The sequence below is a fragment of the Pseudobacillus wudalianchiensis genome, from assembly GCF_001685015.1.
GTDB lineage: Bacteria > Bacillota > Bacilli > Bacillales > Domibacillaceae > Pseudobacillus > Pseudobacillus wudalianchiensis.
Map to the genome: position 1 here is coordinate 463,836 of NZ_MAYT01000023.1, position 26,749 is coordinate 490,584.

Consider the following 26,749-nt stretch of genomic DNA (forward strand, 5'->3'; position numbering starts at 1 on the left):
TTTGTTTTATTTTAAGATTGAATATTGCTTCAAATCGGTTACCTGTTTTTGAGAGCCGCGTGTTAAGGCTGTTTGGCCTGTACGTGACAATTCTTTGATTCCATAAGGGCGAAGCAGCTCAATCATCGCTTCTATTTTTTCGAAGTTTCCAACAACTTGAATTGTTACGCTGTCTCTAGCCACGTCAATGATGGTAGCTCGGAAAGGTTCGATAATCACATTGATTTCAGCTCGGGTTTGCGGTGTTGTTAATACTTTAATTAAGGCGAGCTCCCTTGATACTACTGCTTGATCTGTAATATCGGTCACTTTCAGCACATCCACTTGCTTATTAAGCTGTTTCAGCACCTGCTCTGCCACCCGCTCATCCTCTACGTGAACAATGACAGTCATTTTTGAAATGCCTTCTGTTTCCGTAGGGCCTACTGTGATACTTTCAATGTTGAATTGCCGTTTGGTAAACAATCCGGTAATTCTATTCAACACACCGCTTTGATTCAGTACGGTTACAGTTACTGTGCGTTTCATGGTTTCACCCCAATCATTTCATGAAGTCCTTTGCCTGGTGCAATCATCGGGCATACTTTTTCTTTCGGCTTAATCCGGCAATCAATTAGGACTGGCTCACGGCTATTTAATGTTTCATTTAGCACGCTTTCTGCCTCTTCTTCTGTTGTAACAGAGTAGCCCTTAATTCCATAAGCCTGAGCCAGTTTCACAAAGTCCGGCTGGCACGGAATTAAAGATTGCGAATATCTTTCTTCATAGAAAGCTTCCTGCCACTGCCTAACCATTCCAAGCGCCTGGTTGTTATAGATGATAATTTTAACTGGCAGATTCAACTCAGCAACAAGGCCCAGTTCCTGTAAAGTCATTTGGAAGCCGGCGTCTCCAGCGATCGCCACAACCGTATCTTCTGGATGAGCAATTTGCGCACCAATGGCAGCCGGGAAACCAAATCCCATTGTTCCAAGACCCCCTGATGTTACCCAGCGGTTTGGACGATTAAAGCCGTAATACTGTGCTGTCCACATTTGATGCTGTCCAACGTCTGTCGTAACAATGGCCTCACCGTTTGTAATATCATGGATCATTTTGGTTAAACGCTGAGGAGAAATTCCTTCTTCTTCCTCAGAGTGCCAAAGCGGAAATTCTTTTTGAGATTCTTTGAGCTGGATTCTCCACTCATTTGCATCTGGTGCAACTAAGTCGGTTTCAAGCAATTTCTCCAGCGCTTCTTTCGCATCCGCTACGATTGGAATATGAGTGTCGACATTTTTACCAATTTCTGCTGGGTCGATGTCAATGTGAGCGACCGTTGCTTCAGGAGCAAAGTGCTGCAAGTTACCAGTTAATCGGTCATCGAACCGGGCACCAATGTTGATCAACAAGTCCGCTTCATACATCGCCATATTGGCTGTGTATGTTCCATGCATCCCCCCCATTCCTAAGAATAATGGATGATCTGATGGGAACGAACCGAGGCCGAGAAGTGTATTGACTACCGGGATATTCATCTCTTCTGCAAAGGAAAGCAGCTGTTCTGAAGCATGTGCATGAATAACTCCTGCTCCCGCTAAGATAAGCGGCTTTTTCGCTTGGGCGACCGCATCTGCAAGCTTTTTAACCTGCAGAACATTAGGCGCAGTGTTTGGCTGATATCCTGGCAAATTCACTTCTGTTACAAATGCAGGATCTTCACCTAATGTGGTAGCAATATCCTTTGGAATATCGATTAAAACAGGGCCAGGGCGGCCAGTTGTTGCAATATGGAAAGCTTCCCGAATGATTCTTGGCATCTCTTTTAAGTCACGCACTTGGTAGTTGTGCTTTGTGATTGGCATTGTAATTCCAATTACATCTGCTTCCTGGAAAGCATCCGTTCCAATGACTCCTGTTGCTACTTGCCCGGTGAAGACAACAAGAGGAAGAGAGTCCATCATAGCATCTGTAATACCAGTCACAAGGTTCGTTGCCCCCGGTCCAGAAGTGGCAATGACTACTCCGGGCTTACCTGATACTCTCGCATATCCCTCAGCTGCATGAATAGCAGCCTGTTCATGTCTGGCTAGAATGTGCCGAATTGGATTTCTGTACAAGGCATCATATAACGGAAGAACAGCTCCACCCGGATAACCAAACACAACTTCTACTTCTTCCTTTTTCAGTGCTTCAATAAAGAGATCAGCTCCACTCATGGCCTGAGTCAACGGTTTGGCTTTTGTTTTTACTTTTGCGTTCATGCAATTTCCCTCCAAATTGTTGTTTTCCTAAATCGCAAGAGTGATTGGGCTCTTTAAGTAAAAAAAACAAAAAGAAAAGTCTTTACACCCTCACGCCTACTAATCTACTAAGCGCAGGGGTGAAAAGACTTCTCTTTTCACGGTACCACCCTGGTTTATGACATTTTCACAAATGCCACCTCATGGACAATGTATTATTGTCCTTTTTGATAACGAGTAAATTCTACTCGACCGATCCTAATTGTTTCCGTTCAGACCGGCACTCAGAGGGGATGTCGTTGTAAGGGGTATGCCGGCTCTCAGCCCCGCCGGCTCTCTGTGAATACCGTTGCTTACAACTTTTTCCTCGTCAACGCTTTAATCATTAAATTTTCATAACTCCGCCTGTGTTAGCAGAAGTAACAAGCTTAGAATATCTTGCTAAATAACCTTTTTTAATCTTTGGCTCTGGCTGCACCCAGTTTTTCTTTCTTTCTGCCAGTTCTTCTTCTGTTAGAACAACGTTGATTGTTCGATTTGGTAAGTCAATGATAATTTGATCTCCATTTTCAACGAAGGCAATCGGTCCGCCTTCAGCAGCCTCTGGAGAAATATGTCCAATGGAAATTCCTCTTGAAGCTCCAGAGAATCTTCCATCTGTGATAAGTGCGACTTTTTTATCAAGCCCGCGGCCTGCAATCGCTGAGGTTGGAGCGAGCATTTCCGGCATTCCAGGTCCTCCTTTTGGACCTTCATAACGAATGACGACGACATGACCTTCTCTTACTGTACCGTTGTCAATGCCTGCCTGAGCTTCTTCTTGTGAGTCGAAGACAATGGCCTCTCCCATAAATGTTTTAATGGAAGGATCAACTGCACCGACTTTAATGACTCCGCCATCGGGAGCTAGATTTCCAAATAGGATTGATAAACCACCGACAGGGCTATAAGGATTATCGCTTGTACGAATAACTGCTTCATTCGTAATTTTCGCGTCTTTCACATTTTCGTAAACTGACTTTCCTGTGATGGTGATACGTTCTTTATTTAAGACACCAATGCGGCAAAGTTCATTGACAATGGCACTAATGCCGCCTGCTTCATGAACATCCTGCATCGTATAATCGGAAGCTGGACTGATTTTAGCTAAGTAAGGCACCTTTTTAGCAATTTCATTGATTCGTTTTAAATCATAATCAATTTCTGCTTCATGTGCGATCGCGAGCGTATGAAGAACTGTGTTCGTTGAGCCGCCCATCGCCATATCAAGTGCGAATGCATCATCAATCGCTTCTCTTGTAATAATGTCTCTTGGCTTAATATCATTTTTAACTAAATCCATTAAATGATGAGCCGCCTGCTTAATCAGCTTATGACGCTCAGTAGACGTCGCTACGATTGTAGCATTTCCTGGCGGCGTCATGCCGAGCATCTCCATTAAGGAGTTCATAGAGTTTGCTGTGAACATTCCGGAACATGATCCGCATGTTGGGCAAGCATTATTCTCAATTTCAAGCAGCTCTTCGGCTGACATCTTTCCTGAACGGTGAGCTCCGACTCCTTCAAAAACAGAAACGAGAGAAAGATGTTTTCCAGTACTTGTCTTTCCGCCCTCCATTGGTCCGCCAGAGACGAATACAGAAGGGACATTTGTTCTGGCAGCTGCCATTAACATCCCGGGAGTGATTTTGTCACAGTTAGGAATATAAAATACTCCGTCAAACCAGTGAGCATTGATAACTGTTTCAGCAGCATCTGCGATCAGCTCTCTGCTTGGCAGTGAGTATCTCATTCCGATATGTCCCATGGCAATACCGTCATCTACTCCGATCGTATTAAATTCGAAAGGAACGCCCCCAGCTTCGCGAATCGCTTCCTTCACCACTTCAGCAAATTTGTTTAAATGCACGTGGCCTGGGATAATATCAATATAAGAATTACAAACCCCAATAAAAGGTTTATGAAGATCTTCCGTTTTCACTCCTGCTGCATAAAGCAGACTGCGGTGAGGGGCACGATCAATCCCCTTCTTTATCATGTCGCTGCGCATAGTATCCCTCCAGGTGTTCTCTAGCTGCGTATACTGCTAAGATGATAGTTTCTGTTTTGAAATTCAGACTGTCGACGAAAGGTTCGTCCTCTTTTGTTCTTAATATTTCAATTCTTATTTATCACTTAAATCTGAAAATTAAGTTTATGTTGTGGTCAATCATATCTCGCTTTTTCCTACAGGTCAACACCTTTTAATAAATTTTTAGACAATTAAAATTATTAACTTTTAGCCTAAGAAAAATGCAATCGCTTACAAGGTTGATATCATCGCATTTTATTTTTTTAAAAAAATTTCGAAATTACTTAAAAATTTTTCTGTTGCTTTTTTTATCAATTTATGCATGTGAAACCAGAAGTTTCTATTTATACTTTCAGATAGCGCTTTCAGTACTTTTTTAATTTTGTATTAAATAAAAAAACTGTCCAAAAGCCAACGACCGAATGGCTTTTGAACAGCTCTTTTAGAATAATTCATTCCACTTATCAATTGCTTTATCTAACCAATTTTTTTCTTGCTTTTCTGGCTTCTTTTCTTCGATAGAATCTACGTCAAAACTCGTTCCTTCCAGTTCAGGAAGAGTCTCCTCCATAATCTCCTTAAATAGCGGCACTGCCCCCTCAGAACTGTTTGTAGCAAGGTGGTTGCTTGCAGACGCATTTTCTACACCAATCCAGACTGTACCTACAACATCCGGCGTATAACCGACGAACCATTGATCTTTAGTCCCTACTACTCCTTTGATTGGTACTTGAGTAGAGCCCGTTTTACCTGCCAACTCAGTTCCCGGTATTCTTGCCTTCTTACCAGACCCATGTTTTACAACGTTTAACAGCATAGCATTAATGTTATCTGTTACTTCTTTTGTTGTCACTTTCGTTTCTTTCGGCATCCATTTCGGTTTTATTTCACCTTCTGGACCAATAATCTTTTGGATAAAAAAGCTGTCTTTACGCATTCCATCGTTTACAAAGGTTGTATAAGCCTGAGCAATATGCAAAGGTGCAACCCCTTTTGTCATGCCGCCTAACGCAATGGACAAGTTTTTATCTTTTTCTTCAACCGGGATTCCAAATCGCTTCAGTGCATCCAACCCTTTTGATAAACCAATTTCGTTTAAAAGCCATACGGTCGGTACATTAAGGGATTTTTCAAGCGCTTTGTTCATCGTTACTTCTCCCCGGTAATGCCCTCCGTAGTTAGTCGGCTCATAGTCCCCGAATTTCATTGGCTTGTCTGGCAGTATGGATGTCGGCTCATAGCCTTCTTCTAGCGCAGGTGTGTACACAGCAAGCGGCTTTAAAGTCGAGCCTGGGGAAGTCCGCATTTGGGTAGCATAGTTAAATCCTCTGAATACATGCTCTCCCCGTTTTCCAACAATCGCCATCACACCGCCGGTCTTTGGATTCAGCAAAATAGCGGCACTTTGGGAATCATCCCCATTGACGGAATCAGGAAATAGCCAATCTTTTTTATACACCCGCTCAAGACCAGCCTGCACTTCCTGATCCATCGTCGTATAAATTTGATACCCTTTTGTTAATAGATCGTTCTGGGTTAATCCAAAACGGTTAATCGCTTCATTGATGACCGAATCTGTATAGTATGGATATTTGCCTTTTAACGGGTCACCGCTCTCGTCGTCAAGACGCGGCTGTGCCTGTTTGGCGCCTGCTGCTTCTTCACTTGTAATGTAGCCATACTTCTCCATTTGGCTAAGAACAACGTTCCGGCGGGCGATCGCTTTGTCCAAATTTTTATAGGGATCAAGCGTAGAGGGCGCTTTAATAATCCCTGCTAACATAGCCGCCTCACTAAGCTTTAAATCTTCAACATCTTTTCCGAAATATTTTTTTGAAGCATTCTGAACACCCCATGCTCCACTGCCAAAGTAAATTGTATTTAAATACATTTCCAGTATTTCTTTTTTCTTGTATACTTTTTCAATTTCAATTGCTAAAAATAGCTCTTCCACTTTTCTCTTATACGTTTGTTCCGGTGATAAAAGGGCATTTTTTGTTAACTGCTGGGTGATGGTGCTTCCCCCTTGCACGACACCGCCAGAAAACATATTTTTGACAAAAGCCCGGCTCATTCCCTTCAAGTCAAAACCATTATGCTCATAAAAGCGATGATCTTCAATCGATACAACCGCGTCTTGTAGATACTTTGGCATTTTGTCAATCGGTACGCTATCTGAACGGTTAGCGGATAATTTACTCGCTTTCTCTCCATCCACATCATAAAGAACAGTCGATTGCGACAATCCCTTTTTCAGCGTTTCTACATCCGCCGATTTCATAAAATAAACGATAAATCCGAGTCCGGCTAAAATAATAACCGACGCCAACAAAATCATAATTTGTGTTAAATGAAATTTCCTCCACAAATTTTTGATAGATCTGCTAATCGCATTCATATCTTTGTTTCTTGCCTCCTGAATAAGCAAAATTCCTCTTTGCCTTAAGGCGAAGAGCGAAATTAACTATTGTCTCGTCCTTTATTTGTCTTTGTTTAACGCTTAGGTTAGACACAACGAGAGTTTTATTATAACTGATAGGCCTTAAATCGCCAATTTCCAACTAAATTCTAACGTAAAAACGCCTCGATGAACGTGGTAATTAGAAGTATTTCCTACAATAAAATCCATATGTCGACTTTTCCCATAAAAACCTTCACTTATATCATTCCAAAAAAGCTCTATTAAACCCAGTTGTTAATTTTCGATGCAGACGTGAACATTAACTGTTGAAAAAACTTATCTTTTTACAAAAAAAAGCTAACGGTCAGGTACCGTCAGCCTTTATTTTAATATATTTTTATTTTAATTTCTTTTCTTCTTCGTCTTCCATAACGCCTTTCATGCCACGCTTAAATTCGTGCAGCGTCTGTCCAGCCGCTTTGCCGAGCTGCGGAAGTTTAGAAGGTCCAAAAAGCAACAGGGCTACGATAAGAATAATAGCTATTTCTCCGAATCCGAGATTCATATACAATTATCTCCTTTTGCTTTTACAAGCTGTTAATAGCGATATTATACAACAAGAACAAGAAATGTAAAATAAAAAACAGCAAATGTGCCTTTTTTGACACACCTGCTGTTTTTATTAACTAAGCGCCTGTTCGCTGTGCCTTGATGGTTCTTTTCTTTTCCGTTTCTGCCACGTAAACGGCACAGGCTGCATCGCCGGAAATATTAATAGCTGTCCGCGTCATATCAAGAATTCGGTCGATGCCTAGAATCAAACCAATTCCTTCTACCGGCAAGCCAACACTGCTTAATACCATCGCCAGCATAATTAAGCCAACCCCTGGCACACCAGCTGTTCCGATACTGGCTAAAACAGCTGTTAACACAACAGTCGCGAGCTCACCCATCGTTAAATCGATATTGTATACTTGAGCAATAAAGATTGTAGCTACCCCTTGCATAATCGCTGTTCCATCCATGTTAATCGTCGCACCGAGCGGTTGGACAAAAGAACTGACAGACTTTGGCACATTCAAACGCTTTTGCGCCACTTCCATAGAAATCGGGAGTGTAGCATTGCTGCTTGATGTACTAAACGCCACACTCATAGCAGGAGCAAAGTTTTTGAAAAACCAAAGCGGACTTTTTTTAGCCAGCAGTAAAATCGTTCCCCCATAGGTTAGAATTCCATGGATAAATAAAGCAGCTAATACACAAATCATATAAACCCCCATCGCCCGGATAGCCGTCCACCCCTGGCTGCCAATAGCTGAAGCAAGCAAGCCAAATGTGCCGTATGGAGCAAACCTCATGACAAATCCAACTAGATACATCATCAGATCATTGCCTTGTTCTACTAAATTAAGAATCCCCTTTGTTTTTTCTCCTAGCGCTGTTAAGGCAAGACCAATAAAGAGAGCAAAAGCAATAATTTGCAGCATATTTCCTTCCGTCATCGCGGCTAGAGGGTTTTTCGGAATAATATTTAGCAGTGTCTCCCCTACAGGCGGCGCTTCTTCAGCGGAGAATTCTGCGTTTTTCACATCAAATTCTCCTGCTTCGCCAGGCTGTACGACACCCGCAATGATTAATCCGATAATAATCGCAATAGTTGTGGTTATTAAAAAGTATGAAATCGTTTTCAATCCAATCCTGCCTAATTTTTTCGGATCTCCAAGACCTGCAGCTCCTAGAATAATAGATAAGAATACAATTGGTACAACAAGCATACTAATCAGGTTAAGAAAAATGCGGCCAAGTGGAGTAAAAAGATAAGGATCTAATACTTTGTATGCCCCTGGAGCGAATAGATTAAGCATCAGTCCGACTATGGCACCAGCAATTAAAGCAATAATAATTTTCCCGGTAAGTTTCATCACCGTTCCCCTTCCCTAAATACAGTAATTTCGCACAAATTCTATCATAACTGACAAATATATAAAATTCAAAAAAATGAAAATGTAGTTACATTTACCTCTTTTTTGGCAATTATAAACGCTTGCTCTCTTACTTTGACTCATGACAGTTATTTTATTTATTTGGTACGATAGATAAAAAAAGATGTTGGAGGAAACCAATGAAAAAGAAGAGCCTCGAGCTAGATGAAGAAACTTTATTTATTGTTTCACAGACGTTTAAAGCCCTCTCGGATCCAACCCGGCTTCGAATTCTAAATTTGCTGTTTAATGGGGAGCACTCCGTAAATGACATTGCAGAAAAGTTATCGCTGCTTCAGTCTACTGTTTCCCATCAGCTTCGATTTTTAAAAAACTTACGGCTCGTTAAATATCGCCGGGAAGGAACGACTTTATTTTATTCACATGATGATGAACACGTAATTGACCTTCTTTCCCAAGCAATTGAGCACGCTAAGCATCATTAAAAAAGCGAATGAACATCTTTTTTCCTAGTTCTTTCGGTTACAAGCTTACTAATTTTTTTGTTATTTACGCATAATTTTAGAAAAAGGGGGTAAAAAAGAAATAGAATTGACAGCAAAGGGGCTTTAAGAATGGAGAACAAAAACATCTTATTTCTCTCTACATCAAATGACCTAAGCATCATGGCAGAAGGATGGGCCTCTAAGTTGGACGAACCTTCACTGAACTTTATCAGTGCATCCTTTCGGACAGTTCAAGAGAATGATCTTTTCATTGAGGCGATGAAGGAAGTTAATATAGATATAACAGACAGAGAGCCAAAGCTGCTGGCACCTCATCTCATCAAGAGTGCGGATTTGATTGTGAATATTTATGATTTTGAACGTGATCAGCAGCCTCCCCTCCTGCTAGCTTCCAACAAAAAGGTTCTTCGCTGGAATGTTCCCAATCCAGAACATTGTGCAGATACTACAGAGAAATGGGCAGCTTATCAAATCGTATGTGATCAGTTAGCTGAACATGTAAAAAAATTAACCAATGAATTAAATTAAGCCTCTTTACCTAGTCATGTCTAGTGGTAAAGAGGCTTGATTTTTTATAAGTAAATAAAATAAGCAAGGAAGGCTGCAAAGAGAACATAGAGAAGAGGATGAACCTCTTTTGCTTGTCCTTTTGCCAGCATGGCAATCGGGTAAAGAATAAAGCCAAGAGCAATTCCGCTCGCTACACTTGAAGTGAGCGGCATCATAATAATTGTGACAAATGCGGGAATAGTAACTTCAACCCGATCCCAGCGAATATGCTTGATTTGGGTTGCCATTAAAGCACCTACGATGATCAATGCAGGAGCTGTCACTTCAGCTGTGATTACAGACAATAGCGGAGAAAAGAACAAAGCAACAGCAAATAAAGCTGAGATGACGATAGAAGTAAAGCCTGTTCTTCCTCCTGCTGCAATGCCCGCCGTTGATTCAACCATTGCCGCTGTCGTAGAAGTACCAAGAACAGCCCCAACGACCGTTGAAGAAGAATCCGCAAGCAGTGCTTTTCCAGCGTTAGGAATTTTATTATCTTTTACTAAACCTGCCTGACTTGCGATTGCGATAAGGGCTCCTGCTGTATCAAAGAAAGCGACAAATAGGAAGGTGAAAATAACCGCAAGCATTTCCGGTGTAAAGATGCTATGCAAATGAGAGAATACGACTCCAAAAGTAGGACTAAGACTTGGGATGCCTCCAATAATTTCATGAGGCACGCGGATTAATCCTGCGATCATCCCGACGACTGTCGCGATGGCCATACCGTAAAAGATCGCTCCACCGATACCGCGCATCATCATGATAACCGTTACAACAAAGCCAAATATGGCTAGTAATACTGTTGGAGAATGTAAATCACCGATCCCGATGAAGGTTCCTTCGTTCGCTGTAATAATGCCTGCATTTTTTAAACCAATAAAAGCAACAAAAAACCCAATACCGCCGGCAATAGCATGCTTTAAGTCTTGCGGAATCACATTAATGATCATTTCACGGATTTTCAGTAAACTTAAAATAACGAACAAAACACCTGAAATAAAGACCCCTGTTAAGGCTGTTTGCCAAGGAATCCCCATGCCGATACAGACTGAAAAGGTGAAAAACGTATTGAGTCCCATACTTGGTGCGATGCCAATAGGATAATTAGCCAGTAAGCCGATCAATAAAGAACCGATAATAGCTGATAAAGCAGTAGCTGTAAAAACAGCGCCTTTATCCATACCAGATTGACTAAGAATGATTGGATTCACAACGAGAATATATGCCATGGACAAAAAGGTAGTAATGCCAGCTAGCGTCTCTTGTTTATAGGTTGTGCCCCGTTCCTGAAAAGCAAAAAAATGTTTCATTGTGCGCTCCTCCACTATATGGAATTTCAATAAAAAAACTTCCGCTAAAAACGGAAGCTGCTGGCTGACATACAAGATAGTGAATAAGCAAAAAACATCTCCACTATCCTTTGTAGTCAGGCTATTTACGGCAGCCTGGTAGAAACGTTCAAGCCCTATTCTTGAACTTATACAAAAGCGTTAGTTTTGTTTAATTGCGAAAATTATATCAAAATATAAATAATAAGTAAATCAGCCTATTTAAATTCACAATCTTCTTTTATTTGCTGATGCACTCGTTTATTGAAACTTTACCTACAGCGCCTCCGTACATTAACTAAGATAAAAAAGGTGGGATAAAAATGGAATCGAAAGAGCAGTTATTAGTGGAGCTTACGGCGATCGAAAAGTGGGAACAAGAGCAAAAACACCTATGGGTTTGGGACAAGATTGCTCGTCTCCCCTTTAAATTGCTAGATAAGGTGACACCAAAAGTCATTCAAAATAAAATCGCGCTTTTGCTTGATGAAATTGGGAACTTTATTCAAACAGGAGGACAATACCTCGTTCAAGAAAAGAGCATCTTAACGAAAATTCAAGAAGCTAATCCTGAAACAAAAATTGAATCTGTTAAAGACGTCGGGGCAATCAAGCTTGAGAAGATGAATCATATAGCCGAAGAGTTAAAAAAATCACGTGCTAACATGGCAACCGTTCAAGGAGCTTCAACAGGGATCGGCGGCTTATTTACTCTAGCTGCGGATATCCCGCTTCTGCTTGGCTTGTCTCTGAAAACACTGCAAGAAATCGCGATTGCCTACGGCTACGATCCCACAGAAAAGGAAGAGCGGATTTTCATTATTAAATGTCTGCAATTTACGTCCTCAGACGTTGTCGGGAAAAAAGCGATTTTAAATGAATTATCGGCCTTTTATTCAAAGCGGGGACACAGCAGAGAAATGATGTCACAATTACAGGGCTGGCGCGAAGTCGTCTATACGTACCGTGATCAATTCGGCTGGAAAAAAATGATGCAGCTCGTCCCAATTGCCGGTATCGTATTTGGTGCTTTTACAAATCGTTCTGCTATTCTAGATGTGGCCGAAACGGCTACTATGCTATATAAAAAGCGGCGGATCATGGAACGTTTGCAAGAAATCAATAGTCAATCAGGCAGCTCCGTGTAAAGAGCTGTCTGATTGACTATCATTTCCTATTAAGCACCGTCAGTCAGCTTGTCCTCAATACAGTGATCAACCTTCCATAGATTAAAAATTCAATCTGACTTTTTGTCTAACTCTTCGTCTTTTTCGAGGAATTTATTCTCAATCGCCTCTTGATTACCGTAAATAAACAATTGATCACCTTCTTGAATTTTCTCTTCATCTAATCGATTACGAATGTTGACCTTTCCACGCTTAATGAACAATATGCTGATGTCTTCATCCCGTTCTACAAGGTCCGCCGCCTTCTTATCGATAAATTTAGAGTCCTCTTTAATGACAATGTCTGTCACTAAATCATTTTCATCTAAATACAGAGCATCCTTAATAGGCAACTCGGAAATTTCCAGCTTCTTTTCCATTTCACGGTTGAGTCTCTTTTTTAATCGCTCTCGAATAAAAGGTGTTTTTCCGATCATTAAAATAACAAGCAGCACTATATTAATAACCATCAATTCTTTTAAACGCAAATCATTCGATAAAATGTTTGTTATAGAAGAAATCACCACTGCGAGTGAAAAAGCTCCGAATAGGATGAGAAACATGCTTAACCGCCGGCGCACAGGGTGATCAATAATTAACTGCGCTTCATCTGTAGTAAAGCCAGTGTTTGTCAGCATTGAAATGACTTGATAACGGGAAACGGCTTCTTCCAGCCCAGTTAAATTAAAGAGAATAACGGAAATTTCAATCACAAAAGCAACAATTAAGAAATACAGCATCATAAAAACCATTCCCATCATTTTCTGTTCTCCTTTCGGAAATTGGCTTCAAGAAACCTTTCCCTTCCCATTTGAAAATAAAACTACAACCAAGCAATAACAAATAGAGGGAGGAACCACAAAAAAACGGGCGGCCGGAAAAGCCGGCACCCGTTCGTTATAAATACTTCCGCTGCACTTTATGACCGCTGAAACTAAATAGGATTTCACGATCCTCCACCATTGTTTCCAAATGAACGGTTCTTCCCCACAACGTATACAAATGCGGCAACACTTTTTCCAAGTATTTCAGGTCCAGCTCAACTCCCTCATACCAGTGTTTAACATACAGCTCTCCGGCTTTCATATAATCACCATCGTTCACCGTCAAATAAGGAAAACCGCCATTCACTCTCATATTTACGAGCTGGTCGCGCACGTTTGTCCAATCTTTATCAGTTATTTTATAGTCTTTCCCTTTTTTCTGGAATAAATACATATCCTCTCGATGAACAAGTTCTTTCGTTAAATAATTGCGTAAGAATGAAATATCTGATTCAATTTCCCGTACTTCAAATATCTTTTCACGTCCTGATCCTTCTTTAACGCCGCGGCGTTTCATTTCTTCTGTTGGATTATTATACCGTTCTTCAATATCCTCAAACATTTTCAGCCCTAAATAATAAGGGTTAATGGATGTACGCGACGGCTGGACAACGCCGGCATTTAATTTAGCAAACTCAATGGCCTCTCCCGACGTTAAATCAAGTTCACGGATAATGCGCTGATGCCAATAGGAAGCCCAGCCTTCGTTCATAATTTTTGTCTCGAGCTGCGGCCAAAAATACAGCATCTCTTCTCGCACCATCGTCATAATATCACGCTGCCAGTCCTCAAGGTCCCGGCTATATTGTTCAATGAATAATATTAAATCCTTTTCTGGCCGTGGCGGGATCAGTTTTTTCGCCTTTTTCGGCACTAACTCAAAGGTATTGGATTCATCCAGTGACCATAGATCATCATACGGCCCTTTTTTCTTTTCTGTTTCTATTTCCTCTTCTTCTGTCTGCCAGTAAAGCTGCCGCCTTAAAAGTGATGGGTCAATGTGCTCCTCAATCGCAAGAACAGCGTCTAAAAATTTCTCCACCGTCTCCTTGCCATGATCAATTTCATACTGACGAATTCTGTCAGCTGTTGCTGCCATGCTTTCCACCATATGGCGGTTTGTCTGCTGAAAGCGCACATTATTTTTGAAAAAATCACAGTGGGCCAACACGTGAGCGACAATAAGTTTATTTTGGATCAAGGAGTTCGTATCAAGCAAGAAAGCGTAGCACGGGTTAGAATTGATGACAAGCTCATATATTTTACTAAGGCCAAGATCATATTGCAGCTTCATCTTGAAGAACTGTTTGCCGAAACTCCAATGCGAAAACCGAGTCGGCATCCCATAAGCACCAAACGTGTAAATAATATCCGCCGGGCAAATTTCATATCTCATCGGATAAAAGTCAAGACCGAATCCCGTCGCAATCTCCGTAATCTCATCAATGGCATACTGAAGGTCTTTCATTTCTGCCTCATTCATTTTGTTTCCCCCTTTTGCCCTTTAACAAATACTTATGAAAAAAAGCAAAAGGTCATACCCCCTTTTCCTCTGAATCCCTCCTCTATTTTGAAGCGGGTGCTATCCCAGTATTTACAGAGGAAGTTTTATTCGGGGGGAACACATACTATAGATAGTTCCTCTAACAGGGGTGGATAAGCAATGGATTATACAGATTATGATCGCGTACTATACTATGTTCATCGCTCAGATTGGACGAACCTGCTTATATTAATGGTCCGGACGAAAGACCATTTACTATCGAAAAAAATTGAACATTTTCTCCATGCTCGCTCATTCCCTAATTCTTATTCTGCTGTGGAAAAAACTTTTTATACATTGTTCCATTATGTAGAGTATGCCAATTCGTTAAGAGCCTAGAGGAATTCCACCAGTGACAGCGGCCAGAAAGGATTTCCCCCTTTCTGGCTGCTTTGACGTACATATAACCAGCTGCAGCAGTAGGGCTGATTAGTTTACTTTTTTTCCTTATTAATACTATAATCATCTAGAGAAATTTGTATAACAAAGGAGAAGGTATGAAAAAAGAAAATCTGCTTTTCGTTGCCTGGGGAGCTTCTTTTATTGCCATGCTTGGCAGTTTATATTTTTCAGAAGTAATGAAATATGAACCTTGTGAGCTTTGCTGGTATCAACGGATTTTAATGTATCCGCTTGTCTTGATTCTCGGTCTTGCTATTATTAAGAAAGATGAAACGGCTGCCCGTTATTCCTTGACTCTTTCAGCTGTTGGAGGATGTATTTCTCTTTATCACTATGCGATCCAAAAGATTGATTTCTTTACTAATACAGCCCCAGCTTGCGGCAGAGTTCCATGCACAGGGATGTATATTAACTGGTTCGGCTTTATAACGATTCCTTTTTTGGCACTTACAGCCTTCATCATTATTTTCATAACTAGCTTACTCGTTATTAAGAGAAAGGAAGTTGCTTAACTTGAAAAAAATTATTATTTTTGCGGCTATTATTTTAATTTTGTTTGCAGCCATTGTTTTTTTAACAAAATATCAGCAAAACGAAGCGTCTAAAGATAATCCTTACGGAAAAAAAGAATTGCATCCAGAAACGATTAAGCAACTAGATGATCCGAATTATAGCAATCTCATTTTACCAGACGACTTAAAAAAGAAATTGGAAGATGGAGAAGATCTTTTCGTTTATTTTTACAGCCCGACGTGCCCACACTGTCAAAATACAACTCCAGTGCTTATGCCGCTTGCTAAGGAGAAAAATGCTGAGATCCATCAGTTCAACCTTCTTGAGTTCGAAGATGGGTGGGATGACTATCAAATTCAATCAACCCCTACTCTCGTTTACTTTAAAAACGGAGTAGAACAAGAACGTCTCGTTGGCAGCCAGCCGAAAGAAACGTTCGACCAATTTATTGAAACCCATAAAGAGAAATAACAGCTCCCCTGCCGTTCAGTGGCAGGGGATTCTTTATAAAAAGGCTCTTGAAAAAACCATATTCCTCTTTAGTAGAGATCATAAAAAAGAAAACATTGCTTCAATAATTTAATTATAAAATAAAAAAGCCTTCTGATCACAGAGAAGGCTCAAATCAAATAGATGTTAGCGGGTGTAGCGCAGGATAAGTCGAGGACCATGCTTTTTTTATTGTGAAAATGATTTAAAAAAAAAGGCAGACGAATGTCGAACTTTTGTAAAAGTGCCGTGTTTTTTTCAAATATTTCCTTATAATGTAAAGGCAGGCTAGCTGGCTCGCCTGTTTCAAGAATGGAGATAATCGTCTGGAGGCTGGAGATCACTTGAAAAGCATCCTGGAGAGTACCGAAGAGCTGAAAATGATCATCCGTCAGTTGAAGTATGCCTAATTTGTACATAGCCTGCAATTCTTCTTTCTCAAAAAAAAGCGGAAGAATCTCTTCTTTTAACTGCCGAACTAACTCGTTAATTATTTCTTCCTGTTCGGTAGTGGAGGCAATTATTACTCTCAAAAAAACACCTTCCCTGCTGCGTCTATTAATGACATGATAGATAACTCAAGAATAACATATAACCTATTTAATAACGTTGGTAATTTTGTGAAATAGGGTAAGATACATAAAAGGTGGGAAACATTTTGTATAAGACGAATCGAAAAGGTAAGATCTATGAGCTGAGTATTCCTTCAGAATGGGCCGGAGAAACGGTTACTTCTGTTTTAAAAGACAAGTGGAAGCTTTCTAAAAAAATGATCCATCAATGGAGAATGGATAAAACGATCCGGCTGAATGGGCAAATAGCGGATTGGCGGGCACCTCTTCAAAAAGGGGACCTGCTGCAGCTGCCGTTATTCCACTCTTCTGGACAAATCCCTGCCCCTTCCTTTTTGGAAGTAGACATTTTATATGAGGACGATCATTTAATTGTGGTGAATAAGCCAGCGGGAATCAAAACACATCCTAATGACGAGACAGAAACCCGTTCGCTGCTCAATGCTGTTGCCTACCATGTACAGCTATCCGGCGAGCATAGTTTCCTTCGGCATATTCATCGTCTTGATGAACATACGAGCGGCGTTGTGCTATTCGCAAAGCATGAAGCGGCCTACACGGTGCTCTCCCGTCTATTAGAAGAACGCCTCATTAAAAGAACTTACATTGCGGCCGTTCATGGTATCCTTCACAAAGGAAAAGGGACGATCAATAACCCAATTGGAAGGGATCGGCACCACCCTACGAGAAGGCGTGTTTCTCCGTCAGGCCAAACAGCTCTTACTTACTATGAGGTCATGCAAAAAGATAGCGGCCGCAACCTTTCCACCGTAAAATGTCAGCTGGCCACTGGACGAACTCATCAGATCCGGGTCCACTTTTCTGCCATGGGCCACCCTCTTGCAGGAGACCTTTTGTATGGAGGAAAGCCGCTTGTAAAAAGACAGGCTCTTCATGCGGCTGAAATTGAAATACCGCATCCTTTCACAGGAGAGAGCATTACTTGCCGAGCACCGATCCCAAATGATATCAGCCCTCTTTTTAATTAAAAGGTTTTGACTTGGGATCCATTCACATGGACTTTCATCTAAAGAAGCGGTTTCTTCGCTTCTTTAGATGAAGAGCATTTGTTGCCTATCGCGCTGGGCGAGCGCCTGTCGCTTTTAGAATCAAAACCCATTCTCAAATTGGTCAGGGTCAGGACCGAATCTTTCTTCTTTGTTTAGGGCATGGATGTTTTTCATGTCTTCAAGGGAAAGTTCAAAGTCAAAGAGTTCACTGTTTTCTTTAATTCTTTCTGGATGTACAGACTTTGGAATGACTACTGTTCCATTTTGTAAATGCCAGCGCAAAATAACTTGTGTCACTGACTTGTTATATTTTTTCGCTAGATGGTTCAGCGTTGGTTCGCTAGCTAATTTGTTCCGGGCAATGGGAGACCATGCTTCGACAACGATGTTTTTCTCCTGGCAGTATGCTCGCAATTTCTCTTGCGTTAAATATGGATGATTTTCAATTTGATTAATGGCAGGTACTTCATTGCAAACAGCGAGCAGTTCTTCTAGATGGTGAATCTGGAAGTTGCAGACACCAATTGCTTTAGCTGCCCCCTCGCTGTATAACTTCTCAAGTGCCCGCCATGTTTCCCGATATTTATTTTTATCTTTTCCGGGCCAGTGAATTAAATATAAGTCTATATAATTTGTTTGTAGCTTATTTAACGAGGTTTCAAATGCTTTCATCGTTTGATCATATCCCTGGTCGCTGTTCCACACTTTCGTTGTGAGGAAAATCTCATCCCAGCTAACATCGCTTGCTCTCACGGCATCACCGACGATCTGTTCATTTTCATAGATAGCAGCTGTGTCGATGAGACGGTATCCCATGCGAAGAGCGGATTGAATGGCAAAATTTGCTTCGATCTCATCTGTCATTTTGTAAACACCAAGACCTACTTGAGGGATCGCTAGTCCATTATTCAGCGTCAACGTATCCTGTAGATTTGCAGCAACTTTCATGTTTATTCCTCCTTTCACATTTCCTTTTATTGTACCGTCAAATAAAAAGGGACGCGACTATTTGACTTTGAGGAGGTGTAAACAAATAATTTTTCCGTCTTTTTTCGACAAACTCTTTTTTCTTCGACTTTATTCAAGTAAAATAGTACTGTTAGCCATTTTTTATAACTAGGAGGCTTTTCAAATTGTTTAAACACAAAAAGGATAAATTCACTATCTTGCTTAATTCAATTGCAGTCAATTTGAAGGAAAGTGCCGATTACTTTGCTGACTACAAGCTAAAGAATGCCAGCGACTTAAAAGTTTTTTACAACGAAATGAAAACGTTCGAAACAAAAGGGGATGAATTAATTCATGAAGTGATTAAAGAATTAAATCAATCCTTTATTACGCCAATCGAACGGGAAGACATTTTAGCGTTGGCCATGAGTATGGATGATGTCCTTGACGGTCTTGAAGAAACAGCGGCGATGTTTGAAATGTATTCCATCATCAACGTCGATGACTATATGCTGAAATTCGTTGAAGCCATCCGCGGCTGTTCTGTTGAAATTGAACGTGCTGTTGATTTACTCGAAACGAAAAAGCTGCTGCCAATTCGCGAGCATGTCATTAAAATCAAAGATTATGAAACAGCGTGCGATGGGATACGCCGCCAGTCCATTAAACATTTATTTGTCACAGAAAAAGACCCAATTCAATTGATTAAGCTAAAAGAAATCTATGAAAGCTTAGAACAGATTGCCGATTTTTGTCAGGATGTAGCTAATACTCTGGAAACGATTATTATGAAAAACGCTTAAGGAGCGCCCTATTTATGGATTCTCTACTTATTATTACCGTATTAATTGTTATTTGCGCTTTATCGTTTGATTTTATTAACGGCTTCCATGATACGGCAAATGCGATCGCTACTTCTGTCTCCACTAAAGCTCTTAAGCCGCGGCATGCGATTATACTGGCCGCTTCGATGAACTTTTTAGGAGCGATGACATTTACCGGGGTAGCCAAAACCATTACAAAGGATATCGTTGATCCATTCATGCTTGAAAATGGCTCAACTGTTATTTTAGCTGCTTTGATCTCAGCAATTCTCTGGAATTTGATTACATGGTATTACGGAATTCCAAGCAGTTCATCCCATGCCCTAATCGGCTCTATTGCCGGTGCAGCCATTGCTGCTGCTGGTGTTGGGATCTTAAATTACAGTGGTTTCTTTAAGATTATTCAAGCGTTGATTCTTTCACCAATTATTGCTTTTGTTGGCGGCTATATCATCTACAGCATATTTAAAGTGGTATTTAGGGACAACAATTTGCCGAAAACGAATCGTCGTTTCCGTCACTTTCAAGTATTCACGGCTGCTCTTCAGTCGTATACACATGGTACGAACGATGCCCAAAAAGCAATGGGGATTATTACAATGGCTCTTATCGCTAACAATTATCAATCCACAACCGATATTCAATTATGGGTACAGTTTTCCTGTGCTGCCGCAATGGGGATTGGAACTTCTGTAGGCGGTTGGAAGATTATTAAAACAGTTGGCGGCAAAATCATGAAAATTCGTCCTGTTAATGGGGTAGCAGCTGACTTAACATCCGCTGCCATTATCTTTGGGGCTACTTTTATTCATTTGCCAGTCAGCACGACACACGTCATCTCCTCTTCAATTTTAGGGGTTGGTGCTTCTCACCGGATTCGCGGCGTTAAATGGGGAACGGCTCAACGCATGCTTATCACATGGGTCATCACTTTGCCAATATCAGCTGCGATTGCCGCTCTGGCCTATTTTATTCTTGACTTATTTCTATAAAAAGCTGTTCCGCACTCTCTCGCGGAACAGCTTTTTTAAAACACATATTTCCTTACTATATTTAAAAACAGAACAAAGGCAATAACAAACATTAAAATGATCAATATCTTCTCTTGTTTGCTTCCAGTCATGTTATTTCTCCTTTGCAAATTTTTTCTTGTTGAATATCGTATCATGCATTCTCTCACAGTCTACAGCAATCAGCTCTTCTAATCCACCAGATGAACAAAAATCTGTATAACGTGATTTCCCTATTAAGATACTGAAAAGATAAGATGGCTAACAAATCATTCAATCCACCTTAAATAATGGAAAAGAAATTTTATTAACACTATTCGACATTTTTTATTTTTCTATTGCATCCACTGATCAAAACGAATATTATATTAAGTGTGATTTTTAATGTTCGTATTTTGGAGGTTTCCAATGTTCAAATTACAGGAAAATGGAACAAATACAAAAAAAGAGATAATCGCTGGTCTTACTACGTTCCTAACAATGGTATACGTTGTCGTGGTAAATCCAATTATTCTCCAAGATGCTGGTGTGCCGTTTGATCAAGTATTTACCGCAACCATCATCGCTACCATCATTGGTACACTGTGGATGGCATTGATGGCCAATTATCCAATTGCGATTGCGCCGGGCATGGGAATGAATGCTTACTTCGCTTATTCCGTTGTCGGTTCTCACGGCGGGATTACGTATGCGACAGCTTTTTCTGCTGTATTTGTTGCCGGTCTTATTTTTATTGCTTTGTCCTTAACCCCTTTCCGAGAAAAATTAATTATTGCGATTCCAGATAATCTTAAACACGGGATCACAGCGGGAATCGGACTATTTATCGCTTTTATCGGCTTGCGCCAGACTGGAATTATTGCAGATCACCCGACAAACTTGGTAGCGCTGGGCGATCTTCATAGCCCTGGAGCCTTATTAGCCCTAGGTGGACTAGCCATTACAATTACGTTAATGGTGCTGAGAGTAAACGGTGCTTTGTTTATTGGAATGCTGATTACAAGCATCATCGCTTACTTGACGGGTCAGCTGGAGATTACTAAGATTGTTTCTGCTCCTTCTCTTCCAGAAGGACTTATCATCTCTAACCCATTCGCTGCGATTGGAGACGTCATCCAGCATAATTTATACGCTGTTGTGTTCTCTTTCTTATTAGTAACGATTTTTGATACGACGGGTACGATGATCGCTGTAGCCCAGCAAGCCGGTCTGATGAAAGGCAAGACAATGCCTCGTGCGCGTCAAGCTTTGCTTGCTGACTCTATCGCCGCCACTGCTGGTTCTATCTTTGGTACAAGCCCAACAAGTGCTTACATTGAATCTTCGACTGGTGTGGCCGCTGGTGGACGTACAGGCCTTACGACTGTCGTAGTCGCTGCATTGTTCGCAGTAGCTGCTTTCTTCGGTCCACTCGTCGGTGCTGTATCCGGATTGCCGGCTATTACAGCTCCAGCACTTATTATTGTCGGCTGTCTGATGATGGAGAGCGTAGCCAAAATTACTTGGAACGAGCTTGATGAAGCATTTCCAGCATTTTTAATTATTCTTAGCATGCCTTTAACATCTAGTATTGCAACAGGTATTGCGCTTGGATTTATTTCTTACCCACTGTTAAAAGTGGTTCGCGGAAAATTCCGTGAAGTCCATCCGCTCGTTTATGTATTTGCAGTCCTGTTCTTTTATCAGCTTGCCTTTTTGCCTCACTAAACCATAAAAAAGAAGAAGCCAAACTTGGCTTCTTCTTTTTTATGGTTTCAACACTACCTTTACGCACTCATCTTCATGATCGTTAAAAATCTTATATGCCTGTGCTGCTTGGTCTAAAGGCATAATGTGAGTAATAATTTCAGTTGGATTGATTTCGCTTGCCGTAATTTTCTCAAATAATTCAGGCATATAATGAATGACTGGAGCTTGTCCTGTTTTGATCGTTATGTTTCTTTCGAAGAAGTTGCCTAGCGGGAACATGTTGTACATGAGTCCGTATACACCAGTCAGCTGGACAGTCCCGAATTTTCGCACCGCATCCTTCGCAATGTTGATGGCACTCAACGTACCGCCTTGAAGCTTAAGCTTCTGTTCGATCTTTTCAATCGCTGATTTTTTTCCGTCCATGCCAACACAGTCAATGACGATATCTGCCCCGCCATTTGTTAATTCTTTAATATGATGGCCCATTTCCGGGTATTCCGAAAAATTATAAGCCTCCACATTGTTTAGTTTTTGAGCGAGCTTCAGGCGATAAGGCAAGTAGTCCACTGCAATCACCCGCTTGGCTCCTTTCATCCAGGCAAACTTTTGGGTCATTAGCCCAATCGGACCGCTTCCGAGAACGACTACTGTGTCGCCAGGTTTCATGCCTGAATGTTCGACGCTCCAATAAGCCGTTGGCAGAACGTCCGACATGAATAATAGCGCTTCGTCTTCTAATTCACATGATTCCGGAACAACAAACGGCATAAAGTTTCCGAAAGGCACACGCAAGTACTCCGCTTGTCCTCCGGGATGGTTGCCGTATTGCTCTGTATAGCCAAAATATCCTCCTGTATCCTTATGCGGGTTGGAATTGTCACATTGGCTCTCCATATCATGCTGGCAATAAAAACAATGCCCACAAGAAACGTTAAATGGCAGGACGACTCGATCGCCTTTTTTTACTTTCGTTACATCTGGGCCAACCTCCTCTACAATCCCCATCGGCTCGTGGCCAATAATGTAACCCGGACGCAGTGGCATATTTCCTTGGTAAAGATGCAAATCTGATCCACAAATCGCTGTTGACGTAATACGTACGATCACGTCATCCCTCTTTTGCAAAACGGGATCGTCCACTTCTTTTACTTGTACATCTTTCGCTCCCTGATAAGTAACAGCTTTCATAAGCATCCTCCTTTTATTAAACTCTTTCGTCCTATACCCACAATTTTCTTCTTTTAAAAGGCTCCTAAAAGAAATAGACACACATTTAGAGGTTTCTAATGTGTGTCTATTTCTCATTTATGAATCAGATTGTGTCGTCGGCTTGTCCACCTGACGCTGCGGTTCAATATCTTCTCCGCGTGCTTTCTTTTCCTTTTGTTCAATTGAAAGGTTTTCATTTTCTTGCTGCTGGTTCGTCTCTTTGTTCATTTTTACTCTCTCCTTCATTGGTTCCTATTTTTATTTATTTCCTGTTCAGGAGAAACTAAACAAAAAAGTACCTTATTGAACGCTTCTCTGTCTCAATAAGGTACTTTTTTATTATTCTTCTTTTCCAAAAAAACTTTTCATCGCATAAAAAACATCTGCTTTTTGTCTAAGAATATAATGCCTGAATCTCTTATCTTTAATGTTTTTATAAGAGTTCATTAATGTACTGTTTCGATTGTATTGGTTCACTTCCCCGTAGCCAAACATATTTGATTTCTTCATTAGCTCATCAACAAGCTTGACACAGCGCAGGTTATCGGATGATAAATTATCCCCATCTGAAAAGTGAAATGGATAAATATTATAGCGGTCAGGGCTATATTTTTCCTCAATAAGGTCTAACGCCATCCGGTAAGCAGATGAACAAATGGTTCCTCCGCTTTCTCCTTTAGAGAAGAAGTGCTCCTCACTCACGACCTTCGCCTCTGTATGATGGGCAATAAATTCAATATCCACTGTTTCATACTTTGTTCGCAAGAAGCGGACCATCCAGAAAAAGAAGCTTCTCGCCATATACTTTTCCCAAACTCCCATTGAACCACTTGTATCCATCATAGCAAGGATCACCGCTTTTGATTCCGGCTTTTCAACTTCTGTCCATGTCCTGAATTTTAAATCTTCCGGTAAAATTGGGTGGAATTTTGCTTCTCCCGATAAAGCATTGCGTTTATAAGCGGATAACAATGTTTTCTTTTTATCGACATTGCCCATTAATCCTGTTTTGCGGATATCGTTATACTCTACATCCTCTACCGTGAATGGCGCCTGTTCTTTTTGTTTTAAATTTGGCAGCGCCAGCTCACTGAAAAATGCTTTTTCCAAATCCATGAAGGAAACTTCCGCTTCGTAATAATCTTCCCCCGCCTGATCGCCAGGACCGCTGCCTTTACCAGGACCGTCAGCAGGACTGCCGTCGCGGGCGATCACATCTCCAACTTGGCTGTCGCCGTCTCCCTGTCCGACATGTTTGTTTTTGTCATAATTGTATCTGATTTTATATTCTTCAATCGAGCGGATTGGAATTTTGATGACTTCATCGCCATTTGACATAATAATGCTTTCTTCTGTTACTAAATCCGGCAAGTTCTTCTTAATGGCATCTTGCACTTTTTCTTTATGCCGCTCTTGATCATCATACCCTTTGCGGTGAAGAGACCAATTTTCACGGGACACGTGATGCTCACTCATCTCCTATCATCTCTCCTTTCCTTAGAATTATCGTATGCACGTAGGCGCAAAGTTGTACAGAGTAGATATAGAAGCACATAGTCGAAAAGGAAAAAAGAGGGCGGCCAAAAACGGCTGCCTCTTCTTCTATCTGTTCAGCAAGCTGCCGACATAACGCAACAGTTCATTAGCTGAGACAGAATTATAGCCATGATCATCAATTAAGCGAGCGACTACTTCATTAATCTTCTTTAACTGCTGTTCATCCGGCGTTTTCGTAGACGTCGTAATTTTTACGATATCTTTTAGATCAGCAAATAGCTTTTTCTGAATGGCTTCACGAAGCCGGTCATGGGAATGATAATCAAACCGTTTGCCTTTTCTGGCGTAAGCTGAAATTCTAATTAATATTTCTTCTCTAAACGCTTTTTTAGCATTTTCAGAAATGCCGATTTGTTCCTCAATGGAGCGCATGAGCTTCTCATCTGGATTAATCTCTTCTCCTGTAAGCGGATCGTGCATTTTTATTTTGTTGCAATACGCTTCTACATTATCTAAATAATTGTCCATTAATGTTTTAGCTGATTCTTCATACGAATAGACGAATGCTTTTTGCACTTCTTTCTTGGCAATATTGTCGTATTCTTTTCTTGCTACAGAAATAAAGTTCAAGTATTTTTCTCTCTGTTCATTTGAAATGGATGCATGCTGATCAAGCCCCTCTTTCAGCGAGCGAAGAACATCAAGCGCATTAATTGAAGCAACTTCTTTGCGGATGATCGTTGAGGAAATGCGATTAATAACATAACGCGGGTCAATTCCGCTCATTCCTTCATCCTGGTACTCCTTTTTCAACTGATCAACATCAGCTGAATTATATCCTTCTACATTTTCTCCGTCATACAATCTCATCTTTTTAACAAGGTCAATATCTCCACGCTTCGGTTCTTTCAATCGCGTTAAAATCGTAAACATCGCTGCCACTTTTAGCGTATGCGGCGCGATATGGACATCCGCTACATCACTTTCACGAATCATTTTTTCGTAAATTTTTTCTTCTTCCGAAAGCTTTAAGTTGTATGGGATTGGCATGACAATGATTCGCGAATGGAGAGCCTCGTTTTTCTTATTGGAAATAAACGAACGGTACTCGGTTTCATTCGTGTGAGCGACGATCAGCTCATCCGCTGAAATAAGGGCAAATCTTCCCGCTTTGAAATTCCCTTCCTGAGTAAGGGACAGTAAATGCCATAAGAATTTTTCATCGCACTTTAACATCTCCTGGAACTCCATTAATCCACGGTTTGCTTTATTCAATTCGCCATCAAATCGGTAAGCGCGCGGATCGGATTCAGAACCGTATTCCGCAATAGTGGAAAAGTCGATGCTTCCAGTCAAGTCAGCGATGTCCTGGGATTTTGGATCAGATGGGCTAAATGTTCCGATCCCGACTCGTTTGTCCTCCGAGAAAAAGATTCTTTCGACCATGACATCCTCAATTCGACCATTGTACTCTTCTTGAAGTCTCATCATATTTAACGGCGATAAATTTCCTTCAATTCGAACACCATATTCCTCATAGAAATCTCTTCTTAAATGGTCGGGGATTAAATGGAGGGGATCTTCATGCATTGGGCAGCCTTTAATTGCGTAAACAGCCCCTCTCTCAGTACGGGAATAAGCCTCCATTCCTTTTTTCAATATCGCAACAAGTGTCGACTTTCCGCCGCTGACCGGTCCCATTAACAGTAAAATCCGCTTGCGAACGTCTAACCGTTTGGCTGCCGGGTGGAAATACTCTTCTACCAGTCTTTCCAGCGCCTCTTCCAGCCCGTATAGCTCCGTACTAAAGAAGCTATATTTGTTATTGCCGTTTTCCTTTTCAATCCCTTTGTCTTTAATCATATGATAAATTCTGGAATGAGCCGACTGCGCCACCCAAGGCTTTTGTTTAACGATATCCAAGTATTCCGCAAAAGTGCCTTCCCACTTTAATTTTTCTTCCTCTTCACGGTATTGTTCGATTTTTTTTAAGATATCCATATAGACCTCCCGCTTTTGCGTAA

At 41.0% G+C, this 26,749-nt stretch carries 25 protein-coding genes, 1 riboswitch and 1 other annotated feature; of the genes, 10 read left to right on the top strand and 15 right to left on the bottom strand.

From position 1 onward, the window contains the following. Positions 1 to 6: 6 nt before the first annotated feature. The 6 genes from ilvN to A8F95_RS12940 all read right to left on the bottom strand — a co-directional run bounded on the left by ilvN (position 7) and on the right by A8F95_RS12940 (position 8,616). Entirely contained in the window at positions 7 to 528 is a 522-nt protein-coding gene (gene ilvN / locus A8F95_RS12915; protein WP_049660569.1) for an acetolactate synthase small subunit, read from the bottom strand. Then, positions 525 to 2,243, bottom strand: coding sequence for an acetolactate synthase large subunit (ilvB, locus tag A8F95_RS12920; protein ID WP_065410865.1), 1,719 nt, complete (start codon positions 2,241 to 2,243; stop codon positions 525 to 527). The genes ilvN and ilvB overlap by 4 nt, the downstream gene beginning before the upstream one ends. 112 nt (positions 2,244 to 2,355) lie before the next feature. Next, positions 2,356 to 2,605: a binding site (T-box leader), on the bottom strand. A gap of 2 nt (positions 2,606 to 2,607) precedes the next feature. Next, positions 2,608 to 4,272, bottom strand: coding sequence for a dihydroxy-acid dehydratase (gene ilvD, locus A8F95_RS12925; protein ID WP_065410866.1), 1,665 nt, complete (start codon positions 4,270 to 4,272; stop codon positions 2,608 to 2,610). A gap of 463 nt (positions 4,273 to 4,735) precedes the next feature. Next, the gene (locus A8F95_RS12930; protein ID WP_245671297.1) at positions 4,736 to 6,631 is read right to left on the bottom strand and encodes a transglycosylase domain-containing protein; all 1,896 of its coding nucleotides are present in this window, start codon (positions 6,629 to 6,631) and stop codon (positions 4,736 to 4,738) included. A 460-nt stretch (positions 6,632 to 7,091) separates the two neighbouring features. Beyond that, complete coding sequence (locus tag A8F95_RS12935) at positions 7,092 to 7,259, bottom strand: twin-arginine translocase TatA/TatE family subunit (RefSeq protein WP_065410867.1); 168 nt, start codon at positions 7,257 to 7,259, stop codon at positions 7,092 to 7,094. A gap of 121 nt (positions 7,260 to 7,380) precedes the next feature. Continuing rightward, a complete protein-coding gene (locus A8F95_RS12940; protein ID WP_065410868.1) occupies positions 7,381 to 8,616 on the bottom strand; it encodes a dicarboxylate/amino acid:cation symporter in 1,236 nt (411 codons plus the stop codon). A 200-nt stretch (positions 8,617 to 8,816) separates the two neighbouring features. Between A8F95_RS12940 and A8F95_RS12945 the strand changes: the two genes are divergently transcribed. Further along, a complete protein-coding gene (locus A8F95_RS12945) occupies positions 8,817 to 9,122 on the top strand; it encodes an ArsR/SmtB family transcription factor (RefSeq protein ID WP_049660560.1) in 306 nt (101 codons plus the stop codon). Positions 9,123 to 9,251: 129 nt separating this feature from the next. After that, complete coding sequence (locus A8F95_RS12950; protein WP_065410869.1) at positions 9,252 to 9,671, top strand: low molecular weight phosphatase family protein; 420 nt, start codon at positions 9,252 to 9,254, stop codon at positions 9,669 to 9,671. 44 nt (positions 9,672 to 9,715) lie between these two features. Here A8F95_RS12950 and A8F95_RS12955 read toward each other — a convergent pair whose 3' ends face one another. Further along, positions 9,716 to 11,008: an NCS2 family permease gene (locus A8F95_RS12955; RefSeq protein ID WP_065410933.1), complete on the bottom strand. Its 1,293-nt coding sequence runs from the start codon at positions 11,006 to 11,008 to the stop codon at positions 9,716 to 9,718. A 93-nt stretch (positions 11,009 to 11,101) separates the two neighbouring features. Continuing rightward, a riboswitch (purine riboswitch) is annotated at positions 11,102 to 11,203 on the bottom strand. Between the two features lie 146 nt (positions 11,204 to 11,349). Between A8F95_RS12955 and A8F95_RS12960 the strand changes: the two genes are divergently transcribed. After that, entirely contained in the window at positions 11,350 to 12,174 is an 825-nt protein-coding gene (locus A8F95_RS12960; protein ID WP_065410870.1) for an EcsC family protein, read from the top strand. An 89-nt stretch (positions 12,175 to 12,263) separates the two neighbouring features. On the opposite strand, the gene A8F95_RS12965 is transcribed toward A8F95_RS12960, so the two are convergent. Both A8F95_RS12965 and A8F95_RS12970 read right to left on the bottom strand, forming a co-directional pair. Beyond that, positions 12,264 to 12,953, bottom strand: a complete 690-nt coding sequence (locus tag A8F95_RS12965) for a TrkA C-terminal domain-containing protein (protein WP_245671306.1) — start codon at positions 12,951 to 12,953, stop codon at positions 12,264 to 12,266. 136 nt (positions 12,954 to 13,089) lie between these two features. Continuing rightward, entirely contained in the window at positions 13,090 to 14,499 is a 1,410-nt protein-coding gene (locus A8F95_RS12970; RefSeq protein ID WP_065410871.1) for a SpoVR family protein, read from the bottom strand. A 180-nt stretch (positions 14,500 to 14,679) separates the two neighbouring features. On the opposite strand from A8F95_RS12970, the gene A8F95_RS12975 reads away from it, so the two are divergent. The 3 genes from A8F95_RS12975 to A8F95_RS12985 all read left to right on the top strand — a co-directional run bounded on the left by A8F95_RS12975 (position 14,680) and on the right by A8F95_RS12985 (position 15,945). Beyond that, the gene (locus A8F95_RS12975) at positions 14,680 to 14,898 is read left to right on the top strand and encodes a YhdB family protein (protein ID WP_065410872.1); all 219 of its coding nucleotides are present in this window, start codon (positions 14,680 to 14,682) and stop codon (positions 14,896 to 14,898) included. 158 nt (positions 14,899 to 15,056) lie between these two features. Further along, on the top strand, positions 15,057 to 15,473 hold the full coding sequence (locus A8F95_RS12980) for a disulfide formation protein C (protein ID WP_065410873.1): 417 nt from the start codon (positions 15,057 to 15,059) through the stop codon (positions 15,471 to 15,473). Position 15,474: 1 nt separating this feature from the next. Then, entirely contained in the window at positions 15,475 to 15,945 is a 471-nt protein-coding gene (locus A8F95_RS12985) for a thioredoxin family protein (protein WP_065410874.1), read from the top strand. A 149-nt stretch (positions 15,946 to 16,094) separates the two neighbouring features. Here the strand turns inward: A8F95_RS12985 and A8F95_RS12990 are convergent, their stop codons facing one another. Beyond that, positions 16,095 to 16,496 (bottom strand): DUF5365 family protein, encoded by a 402-nt coding sequence (locus tag A8F95_RS12990; RefSeq protein ID WP_065410875.1) that lies wholly within the window; start codon positions 16,494 to 16,496, stop codon positions 16,095 to 16,097. 125 nt (positions 16,497 to 16,621) lie between these two features. On the opposite strand from A8F95_RS12990, the gene A8F95_RS12995 reads away from it, so the two are divergent. Then, positions 16,622 to 17,524, top strand: coding sequence for an RluA family pseudouridine synthase (locus A8F95_RS12995; protein ID WP_065410876.1), 903 nt, complete (start codon positions 16,622 to 16,624; stop codon positions 17,522 to 17,524). 120 nt (positions 17,525 to 17,644) lie between these two features. Here A8F95_RS12995 and A8F95_RS13000 read toward each other — a convergent pair whose 3' ends face one another. Beyond that, entirely contained in the window at positions 17,645 to 18,493 is an 849-nt protein-coding gene (locus tag A8F95_RS13000; RefSeq protein ID WP_065410877.1) for an aldo/keto reductase, read from the bottom strand. A gap of 185 nt (positions 18,494 to 18,678) precedes the next feature. Between A8F95_RS13000 and A8F95_RS13005 the strand changes: the two genes are divergently transcribed. The 3 genes from A8F95_RS13005 to A8F95_RS13015 all read left to right on the top strand — a co-directional run bounded on the left by A8F95_RS13005 (position 18,679) and on the right by A8F95_RS13015 (position 22,034). Beyond that, positions 18,679 to 19,296, top strand: coding sequence for a DUF47 domain-containing protein (locus A8F95_RS13005; RefSeq protein WP_065410878.1), 618 nt, complete (start codon positions 18,679 to 18,681; stop codon positions 19,294 to 19,296). A gap of 14 nt (positions 19,297 to 19,310) precedes the next feature. After that, a complete protein-coding gene (locus A8F95_RS13010) occupies positions 19,311 to 20,309 on the top strand; it encodes an inorganic phosphate transporter (RefSeq protein ID WP_065410879.1) in 999 nt (332 codons plus the stop codon). Between the two features lie 426 nt (positions 20,310 to 20,735). Continuing rightward, the gene (locus A8F95_RS13015; protein WP_065410880.1) at positions 20,736 to 22,034 is read left to right on the top strand and encodes an NCS2 family permease; all 1,299 of its coding nucleotides are present in this window, start codon (positions 20,736 to 20,738) and stop codon (positions 22,032 to 22,034) included. Between the two features lie 39 nt (positions 22,035 to 22,073). On the opposite strand, the gene A8F95_RS13020 is transcribed toward A8F95_RS13015, so the two are convergent. From A8F95_RS13020 to A8F95_RS13030, 4 genes are all read right to left on the bottom strand, one after another. Then, positions 22,074 to 23,207 (bottom strand): zinc-dependent alcohol dehydrogenase, encoded by a 1,134-nt coding sequence (locus A8F95_RS13020; protein WP_065410881.1) that lies wholly within the window; start codon positions 23,205 to 23,207, stop codon positions 22,074 to 22,076. Between the two features lie 117 nt (positions 23,208 to 23,324). Next, a complete protein-coding gene (locus A8F95_RS21935) occupies positions 23,325 to 23,456 on the bottom strand; it encodes a 3-methyladenine DNA glycosylase (protein WP_095407468.1) in 132 nt (43 codons plus the stop codon). A gap of 111 nt (positions 23,457 to 23,567) precedes the next feature. Next, positions 23,568 to 24,704 (bottom strand): sporulation protein YhbH, encoded by a 1,137-nt coding sequence (gene yhbH, locus A8F95_RS13025; RefSeq protein WP_065410882.1) that lies wholly within the window; start codon positions 24,702 to 24,704, stop codon positions 23,568 to 23,570. Between the two features lie 126 nt (positions 24,705 to 24,830). Beyond that, positions 24,831 to 26,726: a PrkA family serine protein kinase gene (locus A8F95_RS13030; protein ID WP_065410883.1), complete on the bottom strand. Its 1,896-nt coding sequence runs from the start codon at positions 26,724 to 26,726 to the stop codon at positions 24,831 to 24,833. Between the last annotated feature and the right edge of the window lie 23 nt (positions 26,727 to 26,749).